Below are 21,215 nucleotides of genomic sequence, written 5' to 3' on the forward strand. Positions count from 1 at the left end.
TCGGCGATCCGTTCGATGCCGTGTCCGCTCACGTTAGGGATCCCTTCGGGCAGCGTCAACGACCGCCTCCTTATTTCCAATATCTGGAAATCCGTTCCATCATTTGACGGTCGTCGCCGCGACCGCCCACACTGGATTTCAGGAGACAACATGAACACGCCGGTCGAACAATTCATCGCCGAGCGCCGCCGCGACGATCCGTCGTTCGGCGGACTGCTGGCCAAGGGCTTTGCCTTGCTGCGCTGCTTCATCGACGAGCCGCAGCCGATGGGCAACGGCGAGCTGTCGCGCCGGCTGCAACTGCCGCGGGCGACCGTGTCGCGCATCTGCAAGACCTTGTACGAGCTCGGCTATCTGGACTGGGACCCGAAGCTCGACAAGTATTTCGTCAGCGCGCAAGTGCTCGCGCTCGGCTACCCCTACCTGACCGGTCTGCCGATGCGGCATACCGCGCGGCCGCTGATGCAGGCGCTGGCCGACCGCATCGAAGGCGCGGTGTCGATGGGCGTGGCGCACCGGCTCGACGTGACGTATCTGCTCACCTGCACGCACAACGAGGGCACGCCGGCGCGACCCGGCGTCGGCGCGGTGCGGTCGGTGCTGACCACGGGCATGGGCCGCGCCTTCCTGTGCACGCTGTCGAAGGTCGAGTTCCAGAAGCTGATGGACGCCGCGCGGCGCGAGCGTTCCGACGAATACGCCGCCAGCTACGACCGCATCTGCCACAACGTCGCCCACTATCCCAAGCGCGGGTACGCGATCAACGAGGGCGAAGCCGGCATCGGCGTGCATGGCGTCGGCATCTACTCGCGCATCGTCTATCTGAACCGGCCGCTGCTGTTCAACTGCGCGATCGCCGGCAGCAAGCTTCGCCGCGGCATGCTGGAAAAGCGCGTGGCGCCGATGCTGGCCGAGATGGTTCGCAGCATCGAGCAGGCGGCGGGCGTCGGGCGATAGGTCCGCCAATCGCGCCGCGCCGCAGCGCAGGGCCCGACAACGAGACACCACGATGCCGCTCCGACGCGCCATCGACTGACGACAACAACGGAGACATCGATGCCAGACCCGACCCCTGACCTGTCCGCCTTGCTGCGCCCCCGCTCGATCGCCGTGATCGGCGCCTCGTCTCAACCGGAGAAGGTCGGCGGCATGCCGATTCGCCTGCTGCGCGAGCTCGGGTATCGCGGCCGCGTGCATCCGGTCAACACGGCGGCAGCCGAGATCCAGGGCCTGCCCGCCACACCGTCGATGGATGCGCTCGGGGAGCCGGTCGACCTCGCGATCGTCGCCGTGCCGGCACTGGCCAGCGCCGACGTGATGGCCCAGCTGGCGGCCAATGGCACGCGCGCGGCGGTGTTCTTTACGTCCGGCTTCGCCGAGGTCGGCGAGGCGGGCACCCGGATGCAGCAGGCGCTGGCCGACCAGGCGCGGCATCACGGCATCACGCTGCTGGGGCCCAATTGCCTGGGCGCGATGAATCTGCGCGAGCGCATGTTCGCGACCTTCTCGCCGATTCCGTTGAGCGGCCTGCCGCCGCTGGGCGATGTGGGACTCGTCAGCCAGAGCGGGGCCTTCGGCGCCTATGCCTTTGCGCTGGCACGCGAGGCCGGTCTGGGCCTGAGCCACTGGGTCACCACCGGGAACGAGGCCGGGCTGCAGGTCGCCGACGTGATCGAATGGCTGGCGCACGACGACGACACGCGCGTGATCCTGACCTATATGGAAGGCTGCCGCGATGGCGATCGTTTGCGCCGCGCGCTGGCCGCCGCGCGCGCGGCCGGCAAGCCGGTGGTGGTGGCCAAGGTCGGCGTCACCGAGGCCGGCGCACGTTCGGCGCAATCGCATACCGCCAGCCTGGCGGGCGAGGACGCGGTCTACCAGGCGGTGTTCGACGAATACGGCGTGCATCGCGCCGAATCGCTGGAAGCGTTCTTCCGGCTGGGCTATGTGCTGTCGCGCGGCCGCCGGCCGTCACGTTGGCACAGCGGCAGCGGCCTGGCCGCCGATGCGGTGGCGCCGGTGGCGATCGTCACCGTGTCCGGCGGCGTCGGCATCATGATGGCCGATCGTGCCGAACAGCTGGGTTTGCCGATGCCGCCGATGCCGGCCGCCCCCGCCGAGGCGCTGCGCCGCGCAATTCCATTTGCCAGCACTGCCAATCCGATCGACGTCACCGGCCAGATCGTGGCGCAGCCGCGCGTGTTGCTGGATGCGCTGCGCGACGTCGCCGCATGCGGGCAATACGGCAGCGTGGTGACCTTTCTCGCCGCCGGCGCCAATGCGCCCGCGCTGTGGCCCGAGCTGCAGCGCACCGTGGCGGCGCTGCACGAAACCGCCGACAGCGCGCCGCTGCTGCTGTGCGGGCTGGTCGCCGACGATCGCCGCGCCTGGCTGGAACAGCACGGTTGCCTGGTGTTCCGCGAGCCGGCGCATGCGATCGAAGCGGTGGCGGTGCTGGCCAGGGCGGCGGCGCAGCGCGCGAGCCGCATTGGAGGCGACGCACCTTTGCCGGAGCGCTTGCCGACATTGCCTCGAATCGCAGCCGAGGCCAACGCGCTGTCCGAACACGAGGCGATGCAACTGCTGGCCGAAGCCGGCGTACCGGTGGCCCCGCACGGCCTGGCGCGCGATGCCGACGAGGCGGTGCGCCTGGCCGAACGGCTCGGCTATCCGGTCGCGGTCAAGCTGTGCTCGCGCGAGATCCTGCACAAGAGCGATGTCGGCGGCGTGGCGCTGAACCTGCACGATGCCGACGCGGTGCGCGCGGCGTTTGCGCGCGTGCGCAATGCGGTCGGCCGTCATGCGGCTGACCATGGCGGCGCGCCGGTGCCGTTCGAGGGCGTGGTGGTCGCGTGCATGCTGCGGGGTTGGGGCGAGCTGATGGTCGGCCTCCGGCGCGATCCCGTGTTCGGACTCGTCGCGCTGGCCGGCATCGGCGGCACCGCGGTCGAGGTGTTCCGGCAGATGGCATTCGGCCTGGCGCCGCTGTCGATGCCGCGTGCGCTGGCGATGCTGCGCGACAGCCGGGCCGAGGCGCTGTTCGCCGGCCATCGCGGCAATCCCGCCGTGCCGCTGGAACAGGTGGCCGAGGTGCTGGTGCGCGTATCGCAGGCCGCTGCCGCGATCGGGCCGCGGCTCGACACGCTGGAGATCAATCCCTTCATCGTCACGGCCGAGGGCCCGGTGGCGGCCGATGCCGTCATCACGCTGCGGCAGGACGCGCCTTGAAACCCGAGCGAGCACCCGCAATGAACCATCCCGCCAGCCCCGTCTTCTCCGCCCCCGTCTACGACAATCCCCAGCAGGCCCTGGCCGCCGCCGCGGCGCTGCCGCTGGTGATCTACGGCTACCCGCTGATCGAAACGCTGCGCACCTGCCGCCTGCAGACCTCGGTCGAGGCTGCCACCGGCTACGGCCGGGCGCCGGTCAATGTGCTGTCGGCGAGCACGCGCCAATGGACGCACGAGGACCGCGACATCGTCACGCCGGCCAACGACCTGCTGTACTTCTGCGGCTGGGTCGATCTGACCGATGGTCCGGTGACGCTGCACGTGCCACCGCTGACCGAGCCGGATCGCTACTACGTGGTCGAGCTGCTCGACGCGCATACCAACAACTTCGCGAACCTCGGGCCGCGCAACGTGCCCGCGGACGGCGCGGCGGTGCAACTCCTCGGCCCGGGCCAGCGGGCCAGCGCTGCCCACGCCGTGGCCTGCCCGACCTCGCTGGTCTGGCTGCTCGGCCGCGTGCTGGTGCAGGGCGAGCGGGACCTGCCGGCCGCGCATGCGTTCGAGCGGGGTTTCCGGCTCGATGCGCCGGCGATCGGCCGGCAGCCGCAATGCGTGCGGCTGTGGCGCGACACCGGCGATGCCGCGCTCGACTTCTTTCACAACCTGTTCCAGGCGCTGCGCGAATTTCCGCCGTCGGCCGAGGGACGGGGACTGCTGACGCTGCTGCGGCGCCTCGGTGTCCGGCTCGAGGACGACGTCGAGATCGCCGCGCTGCGCCCGGCGGTGCAGGACGGGCTTGTCAGCGCGTATCGCCAGGGCATGCAGCTGATCGAGGCGCATACGCGCAGCCAGGGACGCAAGAGCTGGGGGTACAGCCTGAAGCTGGGGCTGTACGGCGACGACTGGCTGCTGCGCGCCACCACCGCGATGAAGGGGCTCGGTGCGCTGCGCGCCGACGAGGCCGTCTATGCGATGGCCGATTTCGATGCCGACGGTCAGCCGCTGACCGGCGCCGGCACCTACGAGCTGCGCTTCCCGGCCGGCCATCTGCCGCCGGCGCAGGCGTTCTGGTCGGTGTCGCTGTACGGCGAGGACCGCTTCTTCACCGCCAACGCCATCGGCCGCTATGCGATCGGCGACCGCACGCCGGGGCTGCGCTACGAGGCCGACGGCAGCCTGGCGATCGCGATCTCGCATGCGCGTCCCGCTTCGATCGACAACTGGCTGCCGGCGCCGGCCGGACCGTTCTATCTGATCCTGCGGCTCTATCATCCGAGCCCCGCCTTCATGGCGGGCCAGTATGTCATTCCGCCCGTGCGGCGGATTCCCTGAGGAGGCCGCCATGATGCGCTCCACCTTCTTTCGCGGCGGCCGGCTCGCCAGGCACTGGCTGATGTGGGTGCTGGCCGCCGTCGGCCTGGCGGTCGGCCCGCTGGCCCATGCCGACAGCTATCCTTCGCGTCCCGTCAAGCTGATCTCGCCCTATGGCGCCGGCGGTTCCAACGACACCTCGGCGCGTGTGCTGGCCGACGCGCTGAGCCACAAGTATGGCCAGCAGTTCGTGGTCGAGAACCGGCCCGGCGCCGGCACGCGCGTCGCCAACGAGCTGGTCGCGCATGCCGCGCCCGACGGCTACACGCTGCTGTGGGCGGCCGCGCCGTTCGCGATCAATACCGCGGCGGGGCTGAAGCAGCGCTACGACGTCGCCAGGGACTTCAAGCCGATTGGCCCGCGCGTGGTCGGGCCCATCTTCCTGATCGTCAATGCATCGTCACCGGCGCGCACGCTGGCGGACTTCGTCAAGCTCGCGCGCGAGAAGAAGGACGGCATCACCCTGGCGTCGCCCGGCATCGGCTCCGGCCCGCATCTGACCGGCGAGCTGTTCGCCGCGCAGGCCGGCTTCAAGGCGCTGACCGTGCATTACAAGGGCGACGCGACCGCCTATACCGAGCTGCTGGCGGGGCGCGTCGATGCGACGCTGACTGCGATCACCTCGGCGCTGCCGTTCATCAAGGCCGGCAAGCTGCGCGTGCTGGCGGTCGCGTCGGAGCAGCGCAGCGCGGTGTATCCGGAGGCGCCGACCTTCGCCGAGCAAGGCCACGCCGGCGTGGTCGGCTACGGCTGGTTCGGCCTGGTGGCGCCGGCGGGCACGCCGGACGCAATCGTGCGTCAGCTCAATCGCGATGCCGGCGCGGTGTTTGCCGACCCCGCCGTTCGCGCGAAGCTGCACGGGCTCGGCCTGCAGCCCGAGCCGATGGACAGCGCGGCCTTCGGCCAGTTCATCGACGGCGAGGTGCGCAAATGGGGCGAGCTGATCCGGCGGACCGGATTGGTGCTGGAGTAGCGATCGACTGACGATCGATCACCACCACCCCTTGAGCAGCGGCGGAGCGCCTACGGAAAGCGCGGCGCCAGGTCGGCCTTGAGCCAGTCGATCAGCGCGCGCGTCCGCGCCGGCAGCATCCGCGCATGCGGATAGAGCACCGACAGCGGCCACGGTGCCAGCTCGTAGTCCTCCAGCACGATGCGCAGCTTTTTCTCGGCGACCAGTGGCGCGACCTGATAGGACAGAAAGTGCCCGAAGCCGGCGCCGGCCGCGCAGGCCGCGACCGCCGGGGCGGTCTGGTTGAATTCCAGATTGCCGGTGACCGGCACCTGGAACACGCGGCCGTCGTCCTGGAAGGTCCACCAGTGCGGGTTGCCATTGCTGAAGCGCAGGCAGGGCTGCTGCGTCAGGTCCTCCGGATGGCGCGGCACGCCGTGCTTGCGCAGGAAGGCCGGTGTGGCGACCACCACGCGGCGGATCCGGCCAACCGGCTGCGCGATCAGCGTCGAATCGCGCAAGGGCCCGATCCGCACGCCGACATCGACGCCTTCCTCGAGCAGGTCGACCACGCGATCGGCGAAGTTCAGCGAGCAATGCACCGCAGGATAGCGCTGCACGAAGCGCGTGACCGCGGGCGCCACATACATCTGGCCGAACAGCATCGGCGCGGTCACGGTCAGGTGGCCGGCGAGCTCCACCTGGCGCGTCGTCAACCCGGCCTCGACCTCGTCGATCGTGGCGAGGATGCGGCGGCAGCTGTCCAGGTAGCTGCGGCCGTCTTCCGTCAGCGCCAGCCGGCGCGTGGTGCGGTTCAGCAAACGCACCTGCAGATGGGCCTCCAGCGTGGCCAACGTGCGTACCACCGCCGGCAGCGAGGTGCCGAGCGATGCCGCGGCGGCGGTCAGGCTGCCCTTGTCGACGATCCGGACGAAGGTTTGCATCGCGCGAAGTTTGTCCATCGCGCGACATTACTCCATTTATTGGAGTAGTCAAATACCTTCGGCGATCTTTATTGCGGACCTGTCGCGGACCACAATGCGGGCATTCGCAACCCCTCCTGCAATGAACCGGAGCCGACCATGTCCGCTGCATCTTCCCGTCCCGCCACCCCGCTGGTGCTGTATCACGTGCCGATGTCGGGCCATTGCCATCGTGTCGAACTGATGCTGTCGCTGCTCGATCTGCCTTACCGCTGCGAACTGGTCAATGTCCGCGGCGGCGAGCACAAGCGCGAGCCTTTTCTGCGCCTGAACCCGTTCGGGCAGATTCCGGTGCTCGACGACAACGGCACCGTGATCGCCGACTCCAACGCCATCCTGGTGTATCTGGCGCTGCGCTATGACGAAGACGGGCGGTGGCTGCCGCGCGATCCGGTCAAGGCCGCCGCGGTGCAGCGCTGGCTGTCGGTCGCCGCCGGCGAAATCGCCTTCGGCCCGGCCCGGGCACGGCTCGCGGGCGTGTTCGGCATGGACGTGCCGCTCGACGATGCCCGCCGGCAGGCCGAACGGCTGTTCGCGGCGATGGAGCCGCTGCTGGCCGCCTCGGCCTTCCTGGTGGGCCAGCAGGCCACGCTGGCGGATGTCGCTGCCTACGCCTATATCGCTCGAGCCGAAGAGGGCGGCATCAGCCTGGCCCCGTATCCCGCGATCCGCGCCTGGCTGGCCCGCGTCGAAGCGCTGCCGCGCTTCGTGCCGATGCCCGTGGCCCAGGCCGCCTGAGCCAAACCTGCCCTTGCGGAGCGCGATCATGGAACTGCCGACCTGGCCCCACGAGGGCTCTCCTTTCCACAGCGGCGAACGGCTGGCGCAGCAGCGCGCCGGCAAGCGCGAGCAGATGGAAGGAGTGGGACGCCGCATCGTACGCGGCGAAATGCTGGAGCAGCATCGGCTGTTCTTCGCGCAGCTGCCGTTCATGCTGGCCGGCGCGCGTACCGGCGATGGCGGCGTCTGGGCGACCATGCTGGCCGGCGAGCCGGGCTTTGCCCACGCGCTGGATCCGCTCCAGCTGCGCCTGGATGCGCTGCCGCTGCCCGGCGATCCGCTCGATGGCGCGCTGCGCGACGGCGCGGAGCTTGGCCTGCTGGGCATCGAATTGCCGACGCGCCGGCGCAACCGCCTCAATGGCGTGATCACGCAGCGCGACGCGGGCGGCTTTACCGTGCGGGTGCGGCAGAGCTTCGGCAACTGCCCGCGCTACATCCAGCAGCGCGAACTGCTGCCGGTGCACTCGCCGTCAGCGGATGGGGGTGTCGCCGCGCCCCAGCTGCTGGACCGGCTCGACGACGAGGCAATCGCGTTCGTGCGGCGCGCCGACACGCTGTTCATCGCCACCCATCACAGCGATCCGGACGCGCCGCACAGCGGCGGCGCCGATGTGTCCCATCGCGGCGGCAAGCCCGGCTTCGTGCGCGTGGATGGCGACGGGACGCTGACGATGCCTGACTTCAACGGCAACGCCTATTTCAATACCATCGGCAACCTCGTCGCCAATCCCCGCGCCGGCCTGCTGTTCGTCGATTGGGAGAGCGGCACGCTGCTGCATGTGGCAGTGCGCGCCGAGATCGTCTGGGAAGGTCCGGAGGTGCAGGCCTATGCCGGCGCCGAGCGGCTGGTGCGGATGCGGGTCGAGCGGGTGGTCCGGCGCCCCGGCGTGCTGCCGCTGCGCGGCCGGCTCGTCAGCGTGTCGCCGGTGCTGGCGCAGACCGGAGAATGGCCTGCGCCGGCGGCCGATCACCACTGATAGGTGAGCGTCGCCATCACGTTGCGCGCTTCGCCGTAGTAGCAGTTCAGCAGCCCGGCGCACGAAGACACATAGGTCTTGTCGAACAGATTGGTGGCGGCGACACGCAATCCCGTGCCCTTCAGCGACGGGCTGATGCGGCTCAGGTCCAGCCGCATCATCAGGTCGACCAGCGTGGTCGACGGCACCTTCAGCGAGTTCTCGTTGTCGGCCCAGCTGGTGCCGACATAGCGCACGCCGGCGCCCACGGTGAGGCCGGGGAACACCAGATAATCGGCCCATACCGAGGCCATATGCTGCGGCGCCTGGTACGGCGTGTTGCCGACCACGCCCTCGGGCGACTCGACGTAGCGCATATGCGTGTAGGTGTAGCTGGCCAGCAGCGACAGCTTGTCGGTCACGCGCGAGCGCGCCTCCAGCTCGAGCCCGCGCGAACGGACCTTGCCGGCGGGCTGGTAGTACGGGGTCGACAGCACGCGCGCGGCGACCTTGTCCTGCGTCAGGTCGTACAGCGAGGCCGACAGCAGCGTGCTGCTGCGCGGCGGCTGGTATCGCACGCCGATCTCGACCTGCCGGCTCTCCGTCGGCGGCAGCAGGCTGCCGTCGCGGGCGGTGCTGCCGCTCGGGTTGAAGCCCTCGCTATAGCCGGCATACGGCGCGATGCCGTTGTCGAACAGATAGACCAGGCCTGCGCGCTTGGTGAACTTCGAGCCGTCCCATTCCGAACGCGAGGCGGCGCCGAAGCCAAGGTTCGATACCTTGGCCATGTCCTGGCGGCCGCCCAGCACCAGGCGCCAGCGATCCCAGGCGATCTGGTCCTGCAGATAGAGGCCGGTCTGCTCGAGCTTGCGGTCGATATTGGCGCGGAACAGGCCGGACAGCCCGGCGTTGCCGTAGACCGGATCGAACGCGTCGATCGGCGCGGCGCTGCCCGATTCCCACCACCCGTCGACGTGGCGATGCTGGTAGTCGACCCCGAACAGCAGCGTGTGCTTGAGCGGGCCGGTATCGAATTGCCCCTGCAGCTGGTTGTCGACGATAAAGGCGTCCAGGCTTTCGTCGGCACCCGAGTAGTAGCGCGTCAGCGTGTTGGGGCCGGCCCAGCCATAGCCATAGACCTGCTGCAGCGTGACGTCGGACGACAGATAGCGGAAGTTCTGCCGGAACTGCCAGCGGTCGTTGAACGCATGTTCGAACTGGTAGCCGACCATGCGCTGCGTGCGCGTGAATTCGTTGTGCCCCGGCTCGCCGTCGAAGAAGCTGCGCAGGATGCGGCGGCCGTTGTGCGCGGCGGTGATGGTGGCGTCCGACGGAATCGCGCCGTGATAGCCGCCATGCGGGTCGCGCTGCAGATAGGCCTGCAGCAGCAGGCGCGTGTCCGGGCTGATGTTGAGCAGCAGCGACGGCGCGATGGCGAAGCGCTCTTCCTCGACATGGCGGTACTGCGTGTCCATCGAGCGGCCGATCGCGGTGATCCGATAGGCGGCGACGCCGTTGTCGTCGATCGGGCCGGTCAGGTCGAAGCCCACCTCGTAGCGGTTGCGGTTGCCTGCGGTGACCTGGGCCTCGCCGGCGCGCTCGAACTGCGGCCGCTTGCTGGTCAGCGCGACCACGCCGCCGGGCGAGGCGCGCCCGTACAGCACCGAGGCAGGGCCGCGAATCACGTCGATGCGCTCCAGGAAATACGGATCGACCTGCATCGAGCTGTAGCTGCCGGGATCGCCCAGCACCTTCAGGCCGTCGAGCAGCGAGTTGTCGACGCTGCTGTCGATGAAGCCGCGCAGCGCGACGTAGTCGTAGCGGTTGGTCGCGCCGACCAGCGCGGTGAAGGCGCCGGGCGTGTAGTTCAGCGCCTCGGACACGCTGCGCGGCTTCTGGTCTTCGAGCTGCTGGCGCGTGACCACCGAGATCGACTGGGGCGTCTCGGCGAGCGGCGTGTCGGTCTTGGTGCCGGCGGCGCTGCGTTTGGCGACGAAGCCAATGCCGGGACTCAGCGCGGTTTCCTGGTTGCCGGTGACCGTCACGGCGGGGAGCATCGCGGCATCGGCCGGTGCCGCGTTGGCCTGCGGCGCCGGCGTGGCGGCCGGCACGAGCAGATAGCCGGCCGGGGTCCTGCCGATCGCGTAGCCGCTGCCGCGCAGCAGCACGCCAAAGCCCTCGTCGATGCCATAGCGGCCGCGCAGGCCCTGCGTGCGCAAGCCGCGCAGCTTGTCGGCGTCGACCGTGATGGCGACGCCGGCCTGCTGAGCAAAGCGCGTCAGCGCCTCGGCCAGCGGGCCGGCGGGGATGTCGTACTGGGTCTGGGTTTGCGTCTGCGTCTGCGTTTGCGTTTGCGTTTGCGTTTGCGTTTGCGTTTGCGTTTGCGCGTGGGCGCGCGCGGGCAGCGCCATCGCGCTCGCCAGCGCGGTGCCGACGGCCAGTGGCATCGCCAGCCGGACGGCAAGCGCGCGCGAGTTCAGGCGAGGCCGTACGGGCCCGGAATGGGTGTGGCTCATGATTTCGCGGTTTCCGTGCTTTTGTTGTTGTTGTGTTTGACGGATGAGGCAGGCGGATCGGAACCGGGCCATGGTTGGTAGCGCTGGTTTTTCTTCCCTCTCCCGCGGGAGAGGGGCGGGTGAGAGGGCGACGGCGTTTGCCATGCCATCGCCGCTGGACACCACCCGCCCAACCCTCTCACCCTTTGCAGGGGAGAGGGAGAACACCAGGGGACCCCCGATCTACTCCCCTGCCGCCGCGTCCACCCACACAAGATACGGCGTCAACTGCCGCACCCGCACCGCCGGCAGCGCATTGGCCAGCAATTGCAGCGCCTGCTCGGTGTCGTCCAGCGGCAGCACCGCGAACACCCGCACGTCCGCGATCTGCTTGCGGTCGTAGCCGATCCAGCCCGGACGATGCCGATTCAGCGCGTCCAGCAGCTCGGGCAGCGGCTGCCCGTGCGCGATCAGCTGGCGGCGTTGCCAGGCCTGCTCGATGCTGTCCGCATGCACCCGCTCGATGGGCCCAAGCCCGGCCGCGGTCACCGCGACGCGTTCGCCGGCGGACACCACCGCCTGGCGCGGCTCGCTGTGCGCGCCGGTGGCGCGGGCCCGGACCTTCGACTCCAGCATCGTCAGCACGGTCCGGCCGTCGTCGCGGCCGACGCTGAAACGCGTGCCGAGCGCCTCGATGTCGGCCTGCGCGGTGCGGACGACGAAGGGCCGCGCCGGATCGCGCGCGACATCGATCAGCACCTCGCCGCGGATCAACTCGATCAGGCGGTGCCGTTCGTCGTAGCGCAGATCCACCGCGCTGCCGCTGTTCAGGGTGAGGCGAGTGCCGTCGGGCAGCGTGTGGGTTTGCCATTGGCCGGTGCCGGTACGCAGATCGGCCAGCAGATACGCCGGCGGCCAGGCATGCAGCGACAGTGCGAGGACGGCGGCTGTTACGAGCGCGGCGGCCAGGGCGCCGAGATGCCTTGTGGTGCGGCGGCGGCGCGTCGGTTTGCCGCCCCGCATGCCATCCCGTACGCTGTCACGCGGTCCGGCATGCCGCCCGTCATCCCGTGGGTCATGCCGCCGGTCATGTCGTCCATCCTCGAAGGCGGCGCGCAACGCCGCGCGTGCAGGGCGGACATCGCCACCGGCATGCTGACGCAGGTCTTGCAGGCGCTCGAGCAGGGATTCCACGCGAGCGGCGGCGCGTGCGTGCCGCGGGTCGGCGGCCTTCCAGCGTGCGAATTCGATCTGCGCGGTGGCGCGCTCGTCGGGATCGTCGGCGGTCAGGCGTGCAATCCAGTCGGCGGCCTGCGCGACCGGATCGCTGTCGGTCGTGTACGCGCTCATTGCGCGCACGACGCTGCAGCCGTGACGCCGTGATCGGGCTCGACCGCATCCACGCCGTCCTCCGCCAACGCGCAATGCGCCAGCGCCTGCACCAGATATTTATGGATCATTCGCGTCGACACGCCCAGATGCGCGGCGATGCTGGCATGCGTCTGCCCGTCGAGGTAGTGCATCAGGAAGGCCTCGCGCGGCTTCGGCGGCAGGCCGTCGAGGGCGGCGCTGATCTGCGCCAGCGCCTGCAGCGCGGCCACGGTCTGCTCCGGCGACGGAAACCCGTCCAGCGAGGCCGCGGCCTGTTCCAGCTCGGCCAGATAGGCCTGCTCCAGCTTGTGCCGCCGCGCGCGATCGACGATCAGCCGCTTCGCGGTGGTGGTCAGATACGCGCGCGGCTCGCGCACGACGGCCAGCGCATCGCGCGAGGCCAGGATCCGCACGAAGGTGTCGTGCGCCACGTCGGCCGCGTCATGCGGGCAGGACAGCTTCTTGCGCAACCAGCCGAACAGCCACGAATGATGGTCGCTGTACAGGGCATCGATCGGCTGCGACGGCAGGGGCTCGGCGGCGGACATGGGGGCTCCGGCCATGGCGCAGGGCCTGGTCCGGGGAATGCTGGGAAATGAGAACGATTCGCATTTTATGAATGTGAGTGGGATTTGGCAACGGCTATTGGCGCGTTATTGGCGGCTTATTGGCGGCTTATTGGCGGGCTATCGGCGGGTGGGGAGTTATCGGCGGATCGCAGTCCGTCTTTCCATGGCGCGCTCGGCGCGAGCGAGCCATGGCGGACCATGGCGGAGATCGTCTGCACACCGACGAGACCATCGAGTCCGACAGCAAGCCCCCTCGGTTCTCTCTCATCTACCTGTGCCCTCATGCCCCTGGGGCCTCGCCCCGTTGTTTCAGGCGGCGCACCGCCGCGCGCGCCTGCGCGCCCAGTTCGGCGAGATCCACGCCCGGAATCGCGTCGTGTTCGGCGACCACGCGGCCGGCCACGATCAGCGCGCGCAGCGCCGGCCGGCCGCCGCTGGCGACCGGCGCGATGGCCGGATCGTGCAGGCCGAAGCAGCGCGGATCGTCGAGCCGGTAGATCGCCAGATCGGCGGCCATGCCGGGCCGCAGCGCGCCCACTGCGTCGAGACCCAACACGGCGGCACCGCCCGCCGTGCCCCAGCGCACCACGTCCTCGACGCTGGCGGCATCCGCCCCGCCTTCGAAGCGTCCGCCCTCGAACACCGGGCGCGCGGCGTGGCCGCGCCGGGCCCGCTGCAGCAGCCAGGCGGCATGGGCCTCGCTGATCATGTCCGCGGCCTCGTTCGATGCCGCACCATCGACGCCGAGCGAGACCGGCACGCCGGCCGCCTCCAGCGCCGGCAGATCGGCGATGCCGCTGCCGAGCCGGCCATTGCTTTGCGGGCAATGCGCGATGCCGGTCTTCGTTGCACCGAGCATGCGGATCTCATCGCGATCGAGCTTGACCAGATGGGCGAACCAGACGTCGGGGCCCAGCCATTCGACCTCGGCGCAGAAGGCGACCGGGGTGGTGCCGTGCATCGCGCGCGCGGCATTCTGGTATTCGGCCGTTTCGGACAGATGGCTGTGCAGCCGGATGCCGAGCCGGCGTGCGGTGCGTGCACAGGTGCGCAGCTCGTCGGGCGACATCGAGTACAGCGGCGTGGTCGGCGCCATCACCACGCGCCGCATCGCCGTGCCGGCGCCATCGTGGTAGCGCGCGGTCAGGCGTTCGCAATCGGCGAGGAAGCCGTCCAGCGCTTCGGGCCGCAGCGCCTGCGGCAGTTCGCTTTCGAGCTGGCGTGTCCGCGTCGCGCCGCCGCGGCACAGCACGAAGCGCAGGCCCAGCGCCTGCGCTTCCTCGAACAGGATCGCCGAGCTGTCGAACGGCATGCCGGGGTAGTACAGATAGTTGTGGTCGGCGACCGTGCCGCAGCCGCTGCGCAGCAGTTCGACCAGGCCGATGCGCGCCGCCAGGCGGAAGGTCGCTTCGTCGAAGGCCGCGCGAAAGCGATACGGCGTGGCGCCGAGCCAGGGGGTCAGCGTCAGGTTCAGCCCGGCCGGATCGCCCTTGAGCAGCGACTGGAACAGATGGTGATGCGTATTGACCCAGGCCGGATAGACCACGCAATCGGTGGCGTCGATCACGGTGTCGTCAGGCTCCTGCGACAGCGTGCCGATCGCTTCGATCAGGCCGCCACGCAGCCGGATGTCCGGACCGGGATGGCGCGCCGCGTCGCCGGCGAGGCCGGTCAGGATCGCAGCGGCGTTGCGGATCAGCAGCGAAGGGGCGCGGCTGGCGGCGTCGAGGGGAGAGAAGTTCGATGTCATGCCAGCTCGCTTTCATGCCAATGCGACAGCGCCAGCCGCGACAGCATCACCATCGCGCCGAACAGCAGCACGCCGGTCACCGTGATCAGCACCAGCGCGGCGAACAGGCGCGGGATATTCAGCGCGAAGCCGGCCTGCAGGATCTGATAGGCGAGCCCCGCGCCGGTACCGCCGGTGCCGGCGACGAACTCGGCCACCACCGCGCCGATCAGCGCCAGGCCGCAGCTGATGCGCAGCCCGCCGAAGAAATATGGCAGCGCGCTCGGTACGCGCAGTCGGCGCAGCGTGTCCCAGCGAGTGGCGCGGTTGATGCGGAACAGGTTCAGCAGGCCGGGATTGACGCTGCGCAGGCCAAGCACGGTGTTCGAGATGATCGGGAAGATCGCGACCATGGTGGCGCAGATCACCAGCGCCAGCATGGGTTCCTTGACCCAGATGATGATCAGCGGCGCGATAGCAACCACCGGCGTGACCTGCAGCAGGATCGCGTAGGGAAACAGGCTGGCTTCGAGCAGCCGGCTCTGCACGAACACGAAGGCCGCTGCGGTGCCCAGCACGACGGCGAGCGCAAACGCCAGCATCGTGATGCGCAGCGTCACCCACAGCGAGCCCGACAGCAGCGACCAGTCCTCGACCAGCGTGCGGGCGATTGCCGTCGGCGTCGGCACCAGATACGGCGGCACGTCGAGCCAGACGCAGACGGCCTGCCAGGCCAGCAGCATGAGCGCGCCCACGGCCAGCGGCGCGGCAATGCGCTGTACGGCGGGACGGGACAGCAGGGGGGATGACATGATTGGACTCCTTCGATGCGCCTGGATTCGGTTACGCGCGATCGGCCGGTGCGACGCCGGTATTGGCCTGCGTCAGCAGCGCCGACAGCCGCGCGCAGTGCTGGATGAATGCCGGGGAAACCCGGTAGGCCTCGTCGCGTACCGTGGGACCGTCGATCGCCACGTCGGCGATCACGCGGCCCGGCCGCGCCGCCATCACCACCACGCGGCTCGACAGATAGACCGCCTCGTAGATGCTGTGCGTGACGAACACCACGGTCAGGCCGCGCTCTGCCCATAGCGCCCGCAGGTCGGCGTCGAGCCGGTTGCGGGTGAATTCGTCGAGCGCGCCGAAAGGCTCGTCCATCAGCAAAAGATCCGGCTCGGTTGCCAGCGCCCGCGCGATGGACACGCGCATCTGCATGCCGCCCGACAGCTCGCGCGGATAGACCTGGCCGAACTGGGAAAGGCCGACGAGAGCAAGCGCGCGCCGTGCGCGCTCGTCGGCCTGCTCGCGCGGCATGCGCGCGAGATCGAGCGGGAGCCGCACGTTGTCGGCGACCTTCGCCCACGGCATCAGCGTCGCCTCCTGGAACACCATCGCCAGCGTGCGGCGCGCGCCGGCGTCCGCCGCGGCAGCGGGCTTCGCGCCCGGCAGCGCGCCTTCGCCCCACCAGCGCAGATGACCGGCCGACGGTGCTTCCAGCCCGGCAAACAGCTTCAGCAGCGTGCTCTTGCCGCAGCCGGACGGACCCAGCAGCGAGACGAATTCGCCGGGCCGGATCGACAGCCTGATGCGCTCGAGCGCCACGGTGCCGTTGGGGTAGGTCTTCTCGACCTGGTTGGCGAACAGGATCGGCGCGTCGACGGCGCGGGCGTCGATGGGTCCTGCCGTTGCGGAACCGATCGGCATGGCGATGCCGGCGTGTTCGGACGATGGGGTGCCGGGACGAACGCGAAACAGGGCGGACATGGAGGTCTCCGGTGGTCTGCGGTAGGGCGTGGCTGCGTGCCGAGGCGTTCAGCCGCTGACGACGGGCACGCGGAACACTTCCGTCTCGCCGTGCTGCTCCAGCAGATCCAGCAGCATCCTGCGCATCAGCAGCCCCGGCTTGTCCGACTCCATATGGAACTCGACGCGGCGGCGCGTATCGATGCAGGCGTCGTAGTCGGTCGCCTCCAGAATCTCGCGATCCTCGGCGACGATGGGCGCGTCCCAGGCGATCAACTCCTCGGTCGAGCAGTCTTCCTCGCGGTCGTTGCGATAGAGCCACTGCGACAGCATCACGGTCCTGTCGTCGATCGGCGTCGCGCAGTTGTAGATGATGTGATGGCGTCCGCTGGCCGGATAGATGCAGCCGAAGCGGCGCGTGAACGGCATGTCCCAGCGGTTGAACATATGCCGGTAGGTGATCGGCTCCGTGGTGCCCGTCACGCGATGGCCTGCTTCGATATTGCGGATCGGTACCAGCGTCTCGGCCTCGAAACCCCATTCGCGCTGCTTCAGCTCGTATTTCTCGGGCCTCGGTTGGTCGGCGAGACCGAAGTTGGCGCGATGGACGAAGCTGAAGTGCGAGTTGTCGAACGCGTTTTCCATCACGCGCAGCGGACTCGTATTCCATTGCTCGTAGTACTGCAGGATGCGGCGATAGGCCGGGTCGCCCTCTTCGGGGAAGTCGGGAATCGGCTGCAGCGGTTCGTCCAGCGCGACCCACACGTAGCCGTATTTCTGCTCGGCGCGATAGGCCGGCACGCGCGCGCCCGCCGGCACCCGGCTGTCCGGCGCCTGCGGAATCCGCACGCAGGCGCCGGAGCAGTCGTACTCCCAGCCGTGATAGCCGCAGACGATGTCGCCGCGCTCGTTGACCCAGCCCTTGGACAGCTTCGCGGTGCGGTGGCAGCAGCGGTCCTGCAACGCGGCCACGGAACCGTCGGGGCGTTTCCACAGCACCAGGTTCTCGCCGAGCAGCGTGAAGGGCCTGGGGCCGTCGTCGAGCATCGAGACCGGCATCAGCGCGTACCAGAAGCGGCGCAGCACGGGTTGTCGGGTGACCAGCATGGTGATTCCTCGGAATGCGAACGACGCGGATGGCGCCGGGGTTCGGGTTGATCGGTGGTGGCGAAGGCGTTCGATGGCGTGCGTGCGCGGCTCAGGGCATGACCTTCAGATCCCTGACGAACTGCGTGGTGTAGGCCTGCTTCCAGTCGGTCTCGGCCTTCAGCAAGCCGGCGCCGACCATGAAGTCGCGCGTCTTCTGCCAGCGGGCGTCGGTCATCACGCCGATGCCGTGGCGGGCCGCGTCGCCGCCGTCGACCAGCCGGTATTCCTTCAGCCTGGCCAGGCCCCAGGCCAGCTGGTCGTCCTTCATGTTGGGGTTGTCCCGCTTGATCAGCGCGTTGGCCGGGGCAGGATCGGCGAGATAGCTCCTCCAGCCCTCCATCGACGCACGAACGAAGCGCGCGACCAGATCGGGCTTGTCCTTGACGGTCTTCTGCATCGTCACGATGGTGGTGCCGTAGGGCGGATAGCCATCGTTGGCGAACAGGAAGAAGCGCGTTTTGACGCCGGCCTTTTCGGCGGCGAACACCTCCGACGAGGCGTAGGCCTGCTGTGCGGTGTTGCGGTCGGCGAAGAACGGCTGCAGGTTGAAGGTGTAGACGCGCGACTGCGCTTCGTCGAGCTGGTACTTTGCCTTCAGCCACGGCCACCAGGTGGTGCGCCCGGAGGTGGAGACCAGCACGGTACGGGTCTTCAGATCGGCGAGACCATTGACGTCGTCGTGCGTCATCATCCCTTGCAGATCGCTCTGGAAGGAGGCGCCGACCGTGGTTACCGGCACGCCGTGCTCGACGCTCTTGAGCACCTGCAGGTCGTAGCCCATCAGGAAGTCGGCCTGGCCGCTGGTCAGGATCTGCATGCCGTTGACCTGCGGTCCGCCCATGCGGATGGTCACGTCGAGGCCATGCTTCTTGTAGATGCCCTCGGCCACCGCCTGATAGAAGCCGCCGTGCTCGGCCTGCGCATACCAGGACGTCAGGAAGGTGACCTTGTCGGCGGCGAGAGCAGCCAGCGGCGCGATGGTCAGCGCGACGGCTGCCAGTGCGCTGGCCAGCAGGCGTCGGCGTGAACGGTGAAGGGCGATGGCCGATGCGTCCTCGGCCGTCAGTGCGGGAGCGGGGTGCGACGTGTTCATGGGGTCGGTGGTGTCGTCGTCAAAGGAAAGGGGCGAACGTGGGCGGCACCGGCGCTCAGGGCGGGCGCGGCACGGCTCGGCGATGGGACGGGAAGGCATGGCAGGGACGGGACATCGTGTGCGCTCTCTCTCGTTCGCGGCCGTGGCGGCCGGGTTCAACACGCGGCGCGCGCATGGCGCTGCCGGTGACGACCGGTGGTCGTGAGAGCAATGTCCCGCGCCGGGGGCATCGGCCTGCGATGGCGATGCGTCGGCGCTAACCGCTTCTACTCGGTAGGGGATCTCGCAAGAGGCATGCCACGCGAGATCGGCGTACGAGGCGGCCTGGATCAGGCCCGGTGCGCCAACTGTGGGCGCCGGGGTTTGAATCGGATCGCGGCTTTGGTGCAGCGTGATGCGATCCGGTGCGGGTCAACGTTCGGGGCCGGATCCTTCGAGGCTCAACGTTTCGGCTGGCGATTGAGCAGCGCCGCGCAACGGCCGAAGGCGGTGGTCAGGCAACAGCTGTCGCCGCTCCAGTCGCCGCCCAGGACGATGCCATCGGCGCCGGCAATCAAGCGGCGCTGGCAGCGGCCTATCGTGGCGGGCGCGGGGTCGGTCGGCGCCCGGGCTTCGCGCGGTCCGCTGCCGGGCGCTTGCGCGCGCGGAAATTCGTCGGTCCATACGTAGGCGGTGCCATTGGCAAGCGGCTGCACGGCGGTCGGCGGGCCCCATTGCGTCCTGGCTCGATCGATCGAGGTCGCACGCCACGAGTCGATGATCGACTGCATCGCGCCGGTCGGCGGGCCGGCGCATCCGAACAACGATGCGGCGGCAATTGCCGTTGTGGCCAGCCAGGCAAGACGCCATCGCGGGCGCGGGGCCGTTGCGTGGGCCCGGGATGAGGCACGAATCGAAGGCATGGCGGCTCCGCTGCGGATGTTCCGTTACGAGGCAGGCTATGCGACCGGCCACGCATTGCCAAGACGGGAGTGTGCGCTGGCGTACAGACGATCGCGGCCGGTGTGATGGAACGGCCGGCGTTCACAACTCGAATAGGGGCAGCGGTGTCTGCGCGGCAGGGACACGTCTGGCTCGTGCCGGTACGGCCGCGCTGTCCCGTCGCGCGGCAAAGACCGGCTCGCACGGGCGCAGCTCGAAGGTGGACGGACGAGGCAGCACGACGGCCTCGGCAAGCAGCCGCTCGCGATGCGGCGCCAGGATCTGATAGCTGTCCAGATCGAAGCGGGCCGGCTCGCCCAGCAGCGTCGCCGCCTCTGCCAGCGAGGCAACCGAACCGAGATAGCACCAGTTTTCGATGACATGCCATTGGGCGCGCGCATGGTCCTGTTCGCGCCAGGCGATCGGGCCGGCAAACGGCCACGGCGCGATCGCCAGCGGACGCAGCGCGTCGGCCAGCCGCTCCCGATGGGCGCGCAGCGGCTCGACGCCAACGCAGGCGCCGGCGCATCGATGAAGCTGCCGCGCAAAACACGGGGTTCCGATCCGGCCGCGTTGTTCCAGCGTCAGCGTCGCCTGACAGAGGCCGTGCTGCTCGGCAAGCTCGCGCAGGCGGGCGTACGCGCCGGCGCGGCTCGCGGCGACGGCGAACAGCGCGCGATGCCGGCTGAAATCGGTATCGCGGTCCGAACGCAAGCGCGGTGCCATCAGGCCGTCCGGCAGTTCCCACGCGAACAGCGGCCCCTTGCGCCGCAGCAGCGTGTTGTGCACCGGCTCCAGCTGCTTGACCAGCAGCGCCTCCTGCAATAGCGCGCCGATCTCGCCGCCGGTCTCGCGCCATTCCACCCGCCGCACCGCGCGCGACAGCCGCAGGTCCTTCGCATAGCGATAGTCGCCGGAGAAATGCGCGCCGATTCGCTGTCGCAGGTTGACGCTCTTGCCGACATAGAGCGGCGCGCCGTTGTCGCCATGGAACAGATAGACGCCGGGCGCCTGCGGGACATCGTCGAGTGCGGTCTCCTCGAGGCCCGCCGGCAGACTCGCGCGCTTGACCAGCGAGGCGATCGCCGACTCGACCAGTTCCACCGAATAGAGTCCGTGCACCTGCTGCCAGAACTGCCACAGCAGTTCAGCGTCGGCGAGTGCGCGGTGCCGGCCTTTCGGCTGCAGGCCGAAGCGCGCGATCAAGGCATCGAGTCCGTGGCGCTCCACCGAGGGGAACAGCGCGCGTGACAGCCGCACGGTGCAGAGCACGTCCGCCCGGAACGTAATGCCGGCGCGGCTGAACGACTGCTTGAGAAAGCCGTAGTCGAAGCGGGCGTTGTGGGCGACGAACAGCTTGCCTTGGAGCCGCTCCGCCAGGCTTTCTGCCAACGTCTCGAAGGTCGGCTGCCCGCGCACCATCTGTTCGGTGATGCCGGTCATGCGCTGGATGAACGGCGGTATCGCGCAACCGGGGTCCAGCAGCGTGTCCCACTCGGTCACGCCGTCCGGGCCGACTTCGACCACGCCGATCTCGGTGATGCGGTCGCGCTGCGCGTCCGTGCCGGTGGTCTCGAGGTCGACGAAGACGATGGGCCTGGCCAGCGCGGATGCCAGCGTGGCGGCGTCGAGCTGGCGCGGCGCGTCCGCGGGCAGGCGCTCGGCTAGATAAGTGGGCTGGTCTTGATGGCTGGGCAGGTCGGGCATCCAGCGATTCTAAGCGCCACGGAGACGGCGGAGCCTGATTGGCAAGCAAGTGACCGATGCGCCGCTGTGAGCCGGTTCGCGGGGTCTGCAAAAAAGCGCTTGCATTGGCTGTCACGCTCCCTTAATATTCGCCCCCTCGCAGCCGAACGGCGGCGGGGTTGGCA

Annotated in this window: 17 protein-coding genes; 6 read left to right on the forward strand and 11 right to left on the reverse strand. The window is 69.3% G+C overall.

The genetic code is table 11. The features are described 5' to 3' along the window. Nucleotides 1-150 precede the first annotated feature (150 nt). The 4 genes from HTY53_RS21945 (at nucleotide 151) to HTY53_RS21960 (ending at nucleotide 5,574) form a co-directional block, all read left to right on the forward strand. Nucleotides 151-957, forward strand: coding sequence for an IclR family transcriptional regulator (locus HTY53_RS21945; protein WP_174108727.1), 807 nt, complete (start codon nucleotides 151-153; stop codon nucleotides 955-957). 99 nt (nucleotides 958-1,056) lie between these two features. Continuing rightward, nucleotides 1,057-3,228: an acetate--CoA ligase family protein gene (locus tag HTY53_RS21950; protein WP_174108729.1), complete on the forward strand. Its 2,172-nt coding sequence runs from the start codon at nucleotides 1,057-1,059 to the stop codon at nucleotides 3,226-3,228. 20 nt (nucleotides 3,229-3,248) lie between these two features. Then, nucleotides 3,249-4,562: a DUF1254 domain-containing protein gene (locus HTY53_RS21955; protein WP_174108731.1), complete on the forward strand. Its 1,314-nt coding sequence runs from the start codon at nucleotides 3,249-3,251 to the stop codon at nucleotides 4,560-4,562. A gap of 10 nt (nucleotides 4,563-4,572) precedes the next feature. Then, the gene (locus HTY53_RS21960; RefSeq protein ID WP_174108733.1) at nucleotides 4,573-5,574 is read left to right on the forward strand and encodes a Bug family tripartite tricarboxylate transporter substrate binding protein; all 1,002 of its coding nucleotides are present in this window, start codon (nucleotides 4,573-4,575) and stop codon (nucleotides 5,572-5,574) included. Nucleotides 5,575-5,624: 50 nt separating this feature from the next. On the opposite strand, the gene HTY53_RS21965 is transcribed toward HTY53_RS21960, so the two are convergent. Next, entirely contained in the window at nucleotides 5,625-6,515 is an 891-nt protein-coding gene (locus tag HTY53_RS21965) for a LysR family transcriptional regulator (protein ID WP_174108735.1), read from the reverse strand. A 120-nt stretch (nucleotides 6,516-6,635) separates the two neighbouring features. Here HTY53_RS21965 and HTY53_RS21970 point away from each other — a divergent pair, with 120 nt between their 5' ends. Together HTY53_RS21970 and HTY53_RS21975 are read left to right on the forward strand one after the other, a co-directional pair. Next, on the forward strand, nucleotides 6,636-7,274 hold the full coding sequence (locus HTY53_RS21970) for a glutathione S-transferase family protein (protein ID WP_174108737.1): 639 nt from the start codon (nucleotides 6,636-6,638) through the stop codon (nucleotides 7,272-7,274). A 28-nt stretch (nucleotides 7,275-7,302) separates the two neighbouring features. After that, complete coding sequence (locus tag HTY53_RS21975) at nucleotides 7,303-8,295, forward strand: pyridoxamine 5'-phosphate oxidase family protein (protein WP_174108738.1); 993 nt, start codon at nucleotides 7,303-7,305, stop codon at nucleotides 8,293-8,295. Here HTY53_RS21975 and HTY53_RS21980 read toward each other — a convergent pair. From HTY53_RS21980 to HTY53_RS22025, 10 genes are all read right to left on the reverse strand, one after another. After that, complete coding sequence (locus HTY53_RS21980) at nucleotides 8,286-10,790, reverse strand: TonB-dependent siderophore receptor (RefSeq protein ID WP_254600068.1); 2,505 nt, start codon at nucleotides 10,788-10,790, stop codon at nucleotides 8,286-8,288. The genes HTY53_RS21975 and HTY53_RS21980 overlap by 10 nt on opposite strands. A gap of 222 nt (nucleotides 10,791-11,012) precedes the next feature. After that, nucleotides 11,013-12,119 (reverse strand): FecR family protein, encoded by a 1,107-nt coding sequence (locus HTY53_RS21985; RefSeq protein WP_174108739.1) that lies wholly within the window; start codon nucleotides 12,117-12,119, stop codon nucleotides 11,013-11,015. After that, nucleotides 12,116-12,688 (reverse strand): sigma-70 family RNA polymerase sigma factor, encoded by a 573-nt coding sequence (locus HTY53_RS21990; RefSeq protein ID WP_174108740.1) that lies wholly within the window; start codon nucleotides 12,686-12,688, stop codon nucleotides 12,116-12,118. The genes HTY53_RS21985 and HTY53_RS21990 overlap by 4 nt, the downstream gene beginning before the upstream one ends. A 301-nt stretch (nucleotides 12,689-12,989) precedes the next feature. Beyond that, entirely contained in the window at nucleotides 12,990-14,459 is a 1,470-nt protein-coding gene (locus HTY53_RS21995) for an amidohydrolase family protein (protein ID WP_174108741.1), read from the reverse strand. Beyond that, entirely contained in the window at nucleotides 14,456-15,250 is a 795-nt protein-coding gene (locus HTY53_RS22000; protein WP_174108742.1) for an ABC transporter permease, read from the reverse strand. Before HTY53_RS22000 ends, HTY53_RS21995 begins: the two co-directional genes overlap by 4 nt. Before the next feature lie 31 nt (nucleotides 15,251-15,281). After that, complete coding sequence (locus HTY53_RS22005) at nucleotides 15,282-16,142, reverse strand: ABC transporter ATP-binding protein (protein ID WP_174108753.1); 861 nt, start codon at nucleotides 16,140-16,142, stop codon at nucleotides 15,282-15,284. Nucleotides 16,143-16,250: 108 nt separating this feature from the next. Further along, complete coding sequence (locus HTY53_RS22010) at nucleotides 16,251-17,288, reverse strand: aromatic ring-hydroxylating dioxygenase subunit alpha (RefSeq protein WP_174108743.1); 1,038 nt, start codon at nucleotides 17,286-17,288, stop codon at nucleotides 16,251-16,253. A gap of 91 nt (nucleotides 17,289-17,379) precedes the next feature. Beyond that, a complete protein-coding gene (locus HTY53_RS22015; protein ID WP_174108744.1) occupies nucleotides 17,380-18,423 on the reverse strand; it encodes an ABC transporter substrate-binding protein in 1,044 nt (347 codons plus the stop codon). Between the two features lie 440 nt (nucleotides 18,424-18,863). After that, complete coding sequence (locus HTY53_RS22020) at nucleotides 18,864-19,193, reverse strand: hypothetical protein (protein WP_254600069.1); 330 nt, start codon at nucleotides 19,191-19,193, stop codon at nucleotides 18,864-18,866. A gap of 253 nt (nucleotides 19,194-19,446) precedes the next feature. Further along, nucleotides 19,447-21,051 carry a 3'-5' exonuclease family protein gene (locus tag HTY53_RS22025; protein ID WP_174108746.1) on the reverse strand — a complete coding sequence of 535 codons (1,605 nt, stop codon included), beginning with the start codon at nucleotides 21,049-21,051 and terminating at the stop codon, nucleotides 19,447-19,449. Between the last annotated feature and the right edge of the window lie 164 nt (nucleotides 21,052-21,215).

It is taken from the genome of Cupriavidus gilardii, from assembly GCF_013314895.1.
GTDB lineage: Bacteria > Pseudomonadota > Gammaproteobacteria > Burkholderiales > Burkholderiaceae > Cupriavidus > Cupriavidus gilardii_C.

Excerpts from the sequence above, each read along its gene's own strand:
- HTY53_RS21945 (WP_174108727.1), top strand. The coding sequence starts at position 151 with ATGAACACGCCGGTCGAACAATTCATCGCCGAGCGCCGCCGCGACGAT.
- HTY53_RS21950 (WP_174108729.1), top strand. The coding sequence starts at position 1,057 with ATGCCAGACCCGACCCCTGACCTGTCCGCCTTGCTGCGCCCCCGCTCG.
- HTY53_RS21955 (WP_174108731.1), top strand. The coding sequence starts at position 3,249 with ATGAACCATCCCGCCAGCCCCGTCTTCTCCGCCCCCGTCTACGACAAT.
- HTY53_RS21960 (WP_174108733.1), top strand. The coding sequence starts at position 4,573 with ATGATGCGCTCCACCTTCTTTCGCGGCGGCCGGCTCGCCAGGCACTGG.
- HTY53_RS21965 (WP_174108735.1), bottom strand. The coding sequence starts at position 6,515 with ATGGACAAACTTCGCGCGATGCAAACCTTCGTCCGGATCGTCGACAAG.
- HTY53_RS21970 (WP_174108737.1), top strand. The coding sequence starts at position 6,636 with ATGTCCGCTGCATCTTCCCGTCCCGCCACCCCGCTGGTGCTGTATCAC.
- HTY53_RS21975 (WP_174108738.1), top strand. The coding sequence starts at position 7,303 with ATGGAACTGCCGACCTGGCCCCACGAGGGCTCTCCTTTCCACAGCGGC.
- HTY53_RS21980 (WP_254600068.1), bottom strand. The coding sequence starts at position 10,790 with ATGAGCCACACCCATTCCGGGCCCGTACGGCCTCGCCTGAACTCGCGC.
- HTY53_RS21985 (WP_174108739.1), bottom strand. The coding sequence starts at position 12,119 with ATGAGCGCGTACACGACCGACAGCGATCCGGTCGCGCAGGCCGCCGAC.
- HTY53_RS21990 (WP_174108740.1), bottom strand. The coding sequence starts at position 12,688 with ATGTCCGCCGCCGAGCCCCTGCCGTCGCAGCCGATCGATGCCCTGTAC.
- HTY53_RS21995 (WP_174108741.1), bottom strand. The coding sequence starts at position 14,459 with ATGACATCGAACTTCTCTCCCCTCGACGCCGCCAGCCGCGCCCCTTCG.
- HTY53_RS22000 (WP_174108742.1), bottom strand. The coding sequence starts at position 15,250 with ATGTCATCCCCCCTGCTGTCCCGTCCCGCCGTACAGCGCATTGCCGCG.
- HTY53_RS22005 (WP_174108753.1), bottom strand. The coding sequence starts at position 16,142 with ATGCCGATCGGTTCCGCAACGGCAGGACCCATCGACGCCCGCGCCGTC.
- HTY53_RS22010 (WP_174108743.1), bottom strand. The coding sequence starts at position 17,288 with ATGCTGGTCACCCGACAACCCGTGCTGCGCCGCTTCTGGTACGCGCTG.
- HTY53_RS22015 (WP_174108744.1), bottom strand. The coding sequence starts at position 18,423 with ATGAACACGTCGCACCCCGCTCCCGCACTGACGGCCGAGGACGCATCG.
- HTY53_RS22020 (WP_254600069.1), bottom strand. The coding sequence starts at position 19,193 with ATGCAGTCGATCATCGACTCGTGGCGTGCGACCTCGATCGATCGAGCC.
- HTY53_RS22025 (WP_174108746.1), bottom strand. The coding sequence starts at position 21,051 with ATGCCCGACCTGCCCAGCCATCAAGACCAGCCCACTTATCTAGCCGAG.